This window comes from Hydrocoleum sp. CS-953, assembly GCF_002260545.1.
Lineage (GTDB): Bacteria > Cyanobacteriota > Cyanobacteriia > Cyanobacteriales > Microcoleaceae > Trichodesmium.
Map to the genome: position 1 here is coordinate 1 of NZ_LGSU01000928.1, position 5483 is coordinate 5483.

A 5483-nucleotide genomic window follows, 5' to 3' on the forward strand; every position below is an offset into this window, starting at 1 on the left:
GGTATATACTACTAACCTTAGAAAAGAAGGAGAGTACAATAATCTACACTAGAAAAAAAATCAAAAGAATTTATTAATTTTATCTATTTTTCAGCATACAAAAATGCTTAAATCTAGGTAAAAGTTAGCCCCAACCAATATTCAATCTAAACATAAATTGAGTAAATTGAAACTATAGAGAGCTGACTAAAAAATATGAAAAATACTACCAGAGATTACCGTCATATCCAATTCTGCGAAGGTCACTCAAAAGTAGACATTCCCCAACTCATAGCATTATTTAATTCAGCAGCTATCTGGGCAAAAAATAGAAAAATAGAAGACTTAGAAATAGCCATTGCCAACAGCAGCCCAGTCGTCAGCGTATGGAATAACAAAACAATGATAGGTTTTGGTCGCGCCACATCAGATTGCGTATATAGAGGTACAATTTGGGATATAGTAATTCACCCAAACTATCAAGGAGGAGGACTAGGACGAAAATTAGTTGAAACAATCTTAAGTCATCCACGAATGTGTCATGTAGAAAGAGTTTACCTAATGACAACCTATCAACAAAACTTCTACAAACGAATCGGATTTCAACAAAATCAAACCACAACAATGATATTGCACAATCAACCCATAGAAGGAGAAATCGAATTAACCACTAGAAATAAACATCACTACTTGCCACAGAAACTTAACTCTCACCACCCTCTCTACTCATAGGAATCGAACATTGAGTCCGATTAAAATTAGACTCTTCACCCTCAGAAGGAGTCGCCAGAACCTCCAAACGTCCATTCATCATTCCCAANCTAGAAATAAACATCACTACTTGCCACAGAAACTTAACTCTCACCACCCTCTCTACTCATAGGAATCGAACATTGAGTCCGATTAAAATTAGACTCTTCACCCTCAGAAGGAGTCGCCAGAACCTCCAAACGTCCATTCATCATTCCCAACAAAGTTTGATTCATTAACAACCTCATACCAGGAGAAAGCTGAAAATCAGCACTCATATTTTTTTCAGCTTTCTCCTCAAGATTATGATTATGCTTGAGTAAATCCCAAGACTCACTCCAAGCACTAACAGAACGTTGATCGTCAATCCAAATATGAACATAACCAGACTCCTCAGCAGGATGAACAGAAACATTCACACTACCTTCATCCATTTGAGCGATCGCCGTATCAATCAAACTCACCAAAACCTGCTTCAGACAAGACTCATCCGCCAAAACATAAACATCCGCTTCAGGAGGTGATATTTGCAAACGAATACTACGGTTAGCAGCCTGCATATAAGTTAAATTTTCCACCGCCTCAAACACCTGACTTAGCTGCAGCGACTCTATATTTACCCTCTCAGTACCATGTTCCGTTTTAGCCACATAAATAATCTCATCCATTAACCCCAAAGTTTTCAAAGCAGAATTATAAGCTTGGTTTACAAACTCACGTTCCTCCTCCGGATCATCAGCTAAATCAGAAATAACTAACTGTAGTCCACCAATCATACTATTAATCGGCGATCGCAACTCATGAGCAGTTCGAGCCAAAAAACCAGCCTTAAACTTACTCATTTCAGAAGCCATTTGATATGCTAGTTGAGTATGTTTCAGTTGCTCTAAAATATACTCAACCTCCTCAGAATCAGAATTAGATTCTTCAGGAGATGACACCACAGAAGACATTGATAAATTCTGACTTTCTTGCCTAGACCATAACCTACTAACTATTAACCCCAATCCAAATCCTAATGCCAAAAAGAAAAAATCGTTCCAACCCATTCCACTAAAAATACTAAATTTTTTAACAGTACCTTAAAATTTTATAGCACTATGCAAATAGGGCGCGGACATTTATAAATGCTCTCTCCAAGCATCAGGGATTACTTTTGACTTTTGTACGAGCGAATGGCCATTCGCCCCTACTGACTTTTGACTTGCGCGTAGCGCTACAACTTTACCGCTCCCTGACGCAAAATTTCCCAACCAGCAATTCCATTCCACTTAGCAACAGTCGAAGGGACCCCAGAAGCCAACCTCATCTCCTGACTTTGGTACAACGAAAGAACCAACACATCTGGAAATTGACTACTAATTTCTGCCATTCGCTCTAAGGTCGGCTGGCCTGATAAATTAGCACTCGTAGTCGCTAAAGGTCCAGTTTTAGCCATTATCTCTCTAGCAATATCGCAATTAGGAATCCTAAGTCCAATTGTAGTGGGATTAACAGGATTCATTACCCTAGGCACTATTTCGGCAGCAGGCAGCACCAAAGTCAACTGCCCCGGCCAATACTCTTCAGCCACCCCTTGCCATAACTGTAACTCTTCATCACTTCCATCAACATAAGGCCACAAAGATTCAGCAGTTGCACCCATTAAAATCAAAGGTTTATCTTGACTGCGGCCTTTCGCTTGAAAAATTAAATCTGCTTTCTCAGGTCGAGCTGCTAATGCTGGTACAGTATCAGTAGGAAAACTTACTAAATTACCAGAAATCGCTCCCTCAATTAGAACATCAATAGGTACTAAACTCATTTATTTTGATTTTCATTTTTTAATTTTTTGAAAAATTTTAGGTAATTCCAGCATCTGTAGCAAAAAAAGCTTCAGCCAGGGGAGCTTAAGAAAATGATTTAAGCTTCAGATTCAATTATCCCAAGCAGTTGCCCCCATTAAAATTAAAGGTTTATCTTTAGTGAGACAAAAATTAAATCTCCTCTGTCAGGTCGAGCTGCCACTGTTGGTACAATGTTAGTAAGAAAGCCCATAATCTCACCAGAAATTCCTCCTTTAATTAGAATCTCAATAGACACGAAATAAATTTATTTTGATTTTCATTTTTTAATTTTTTGAAAAATTTTAGGTAATGTCAGCATCTCTAGCAAAAAAAGCTTCAGCCAGGGGAGCTTAAGAAAATGATTTAAGCTTCAGATTCAATTATCCCAAGCAGTTACGTTAGTCAACCCTCATTCAAATTAAAGGTTTATCTTGACTGCGACCTTTCGCTTGAAAAATTAAATCTGCTTTCTCAGGTCGAGCTGCCAGTGTTGGTACAATATCAGTAAGAAAGCCCATAATCTTACCAGAAATTCCTCCTTTAATTAGAACCTCAATAGACACGAAATAAATTAATTTTGATTTTTATTTTTTAATTTTTTGAAAAATTTTAGGTAATTCCAGCATCTGTAGCAAAAAAAGCTTCAACCAGGGGAGCTTAAGAAAATGATTATTACTTTAAGTAGCTATAAGCTTTTCCTGAAGGAATGCTCCGCAAATAGCATTTAGCAGGACCGCTAAAAATTCAATAGTTTAAGTCCCCCACTATAGTGAGTGGTGCGTGTTAATAGGGACACCTTGAGAAACTGATAGCTGTTAACAGAGTTCCGACCCAGGAGGCTAGCTAAGTGCTGAGTGCTACTTCAAATAAGCCATAACAAAGCGATCGACCCCCTCAAGATCCGGAAAAATCTCAACCCGACAATAAGCTCCATTATCTTCCAACATTTTAGCCACCTTTTCCCCTTGTCCATCCATCATCTCCACCAACCAAACACCACCAGAAACCAAATATAGTGGAGCCGTTTCAACTAAAAATCTAATACAATCTAGGCCATCAACACCACCATCAAGAGCCAAACGAGGCTCATGCTTCCTAACCTCTACTTGCAAAGTAGAAATCATACAACTAGGAATATAAGGAGGATTAGCCACCATCCCACTCACCCGACCCCGCAGATGCTCCAGAGGTTGCCACCAAGAACCCTCATAGAAATTAATTCTATGAGCCAAACCCAACTTAACAGCATTCTGTCTAGCAATAGCCAAAGCTGCCGGACTACAATCAACAGCATAAATCGAAGCATCTGTCAAGATATCCGCTAGACCACAAGCGATCGCCCCACTACCAGTTCCCAGATCCACCCAAATTCCTTGTCCAAGATCCGAAACAGCATTCGTAGCAACCACAACCAGATCGATTAAACACTCAGTTTCCGGTCTAGGAATCAAAACCCCAGAACCCACCTCCAAACAAAAATTCCGCCAATAAGTAACCCCAGTTAAATATTGAAGCGGAACCCTATCCTCCAAACGTCGGCGCCAAAGACCATCCAACTCAACTAAAGAAAGCTTCATTGAAACATTAGGCCAATCTTTAAAAGACTCCAAACGCAGCGTTAATCTATCCAGTCCAGCAAACTCCTGTAACAATAAATCAACCTCAGCAACAGATATACCTAGCCTCAAAGCATCAGTCTTAGTCTGACAATACCATCGCCAAAGTTCTAGACCTGAAACCACACACTTCCAGGAAAAATCCATCTATCGATCGCCAAGAATATCAACTTATTAATTACCAGAATTACCAGATTGTTTTAACTTTTGTACAAACTCCAAAGACTCCCGAGGAGGAATAAAAATAATTTTTTCCAAGAAAGGATCATCATCATTCTCCAAAGCATTAATCACACCCTCAAGATTCACAACCTCAATCTTCACAGAAGAAAAAACATCAGGTTGTTGAGTTTTAGCCCGCTCCAACATTCCTTGCAAATCTTCCTTATTAAAAAACATAGGAATAACTTGCTTTTCCCCCCGCTGAATCGTCAAATATCCATCATCAGGTCCACCCTTAGCGATAAACAAAGGTACCCCATTAAACTGGTTAACATCCTGACCACTTTTCTCAAGTAAAGCCTTAGCAGATTCAACCTGTCTTTTGATTGGAACATAAGCAAATTGTAGTTTCTGACCATTCTGTTGTGTAGATTGGCTCATTTCATAAACTTCACCCAGAGAGACAGGAACAACCTTAACCGTAGCCGCCAAATCAGGATTTTCTCCTTTTAATTTATTAACAAAAGCATCTGCATCACTCTTACTAATAAAAACTCCCGCCACAGAAGAATTATCGTCATTACCTTCTCTTTTAATCGAAGCTACAAGAGGAGAGCCATTTTGATCGGTGATCGTAAAGACAGGTACAGGAGTTAACTTCTGTAAAACTTCTTTCTCAGGCAGTGCTAATGCAGACATATCTTTCAGGGATGGTCCTATCAAAGTGCTAGCCACTATTCCTAATACTGCACTTAAGCGAACTAATGACTTCATAAATTCTCCTGTTTTCTTAAAATATTGCAATTTCAAAAACTATGAACATCAAACAACCACAAAATAAATGCAAAAAACACTTCAGTTTTTCGTTCAATCTGCGACTAATTAATATGATTTAATGTTTTTCAAAGACCAATATCAGGCCAATTATGACAAGGGTTTATTCTATAAAAATCCGATTCAGAATCTTTTTTACTCTTCTTGGCAAAACATCTATCTAACTATTTTTTATTAATCTCAAAAAATCATTTATTCTCTAGAAAGTTCAACCATTCAAACCATCAATTATTTAAGCTGAACCAGATTTATCGTTAATCATAAAATTAAATTATTTTGTTATTCACTGATCATAACTCTACAAAAATTATTATCC

6 protein-coding genes are annotated in these 5483 nt (G+C 38.2%); 1 reads left to right on the forward strand and 5 read right to left on the reverse strand.

Annotated elements, in window-relative coordinates; all coding sequences use genetic code 11:
- Positions 1-195: 195 nt before the first annotated feature.
- On the forward strand, positions 196-711 hold the full coding sequence (locus tag AFK68_RS12645) for a GNAT family N-acetyltransferase (RefSeq protein ID WP_094673123.1): 516 nt from the start codon (positions 196-198) through the stop codon (positions 709-711).
- 122 nt (positions 712-833) lie between these two features.
- Here AFK68_RS12645 and AFK68_RS12650 read toward each other — a convergent pair whose 3' ends face one another.
- The 5 genes from AFK68_RS12650 to AFK68_RS12665 all read right to left on the reverse strand — a co-directional run bounded on the left by AFK68_RS12650 (position 834) and on the right by AFK68_RS12665 (position 5107).
- Positions 834-1778, reverse strand: a complete 945-nt coding sequence (locus AFK68_RS12650; protein WP_094673124.1) for a sensor histidine kinase KdpD — start codon at positions 1776-1778, stop codon at positions 834-836.
- Positions 1779-1945: 167 nt separating this feature from the next.
- Positions 1946-2533 (reverse strand): L-threonylcarbamoyladenylate synthase, encoded by a 588-nt coding sequence (locus AFK68_RS12655; protein WP_094673125.1) that lies wholly within the window; start codon positions 2531-2533, stop codon positions 1946-1948.
- 435 nt (positions 2534-2968) lie between these two features.
- The gene (locus AFK68_RS36690) at positions 2969-3118 is read right to left on the reverse strand and encodes a hypothetical protein (protein ID WP_168186438.1); all 150 of its coding nucleotides are present in this window, start codon (positions 3116-3118) and stop codon (positions 2969-2971) included.
- 294 nt (positions 3119-3412) lie between these two features.
- A complete protein-coding gene (gene prmC, locus AFK68_RS12660) occupies positions 3413-4318 on the reverse strand; it encodes a peptide chain release factor N(5)-glutamine methyltransferase (RefSeq protein ID WP_094673126.1) in 906 nt (301 codons plus the stop codon).
- A gap of 27 nt (positions 4319-4345) precedes the next feature.
- Positions 4346-5107, reverse strand: a complete 762-nt coding sequence (locus AFK68_RS12665) for a Tic22 family protein (RefSeq protein WP_094673127.1) — start codon at positions 5105-5107, stop codon at positions 4346-4348.
- Between the last annotated feature and the right edge of the window lie 376 nt (positions 5108-5483).

Excerpts from the sequence above, each read along its gene's own strand:
- AFK68_RS12645 (WP_094673123.1), top strand. The coding sequence starts at position 196 with ATGAAAAATACTACCAGAGATTACCGTCATATCCAATTCTGCGAAGGT.
- AFK68_RS12650 (WP_094673124.1), bottom strand. The coding sequence starts at position 1,778 with ATGGGTTGGAACGATTTTTTCTTTTTGGCATTAGGATTTGGATTGGGG.
- AFK68_RS12655 (WP_094673125.1), bottom strand. The coding sequence starts at position 2,533 with ATGAGTTTAGTACCTATTGATGTTCTAATTGAGGGAGCGATTTCTGGT.
- prmC (WP_094673126.1), bottom strand. The coding sequence starts at position 4,318 with ATGGATTTTTCCTGGAAGTGTGTGGTTTCAGGTCTAGAACTTTGGCGA.
- AFK68_RS12665 (WP_094673127.1), bottom strand. The coding sequence starts at position 5,107 with ATGAAGTCATTAGTTCGCTTAAGTGCAGTATTAGGAATAGTGGCTAGC.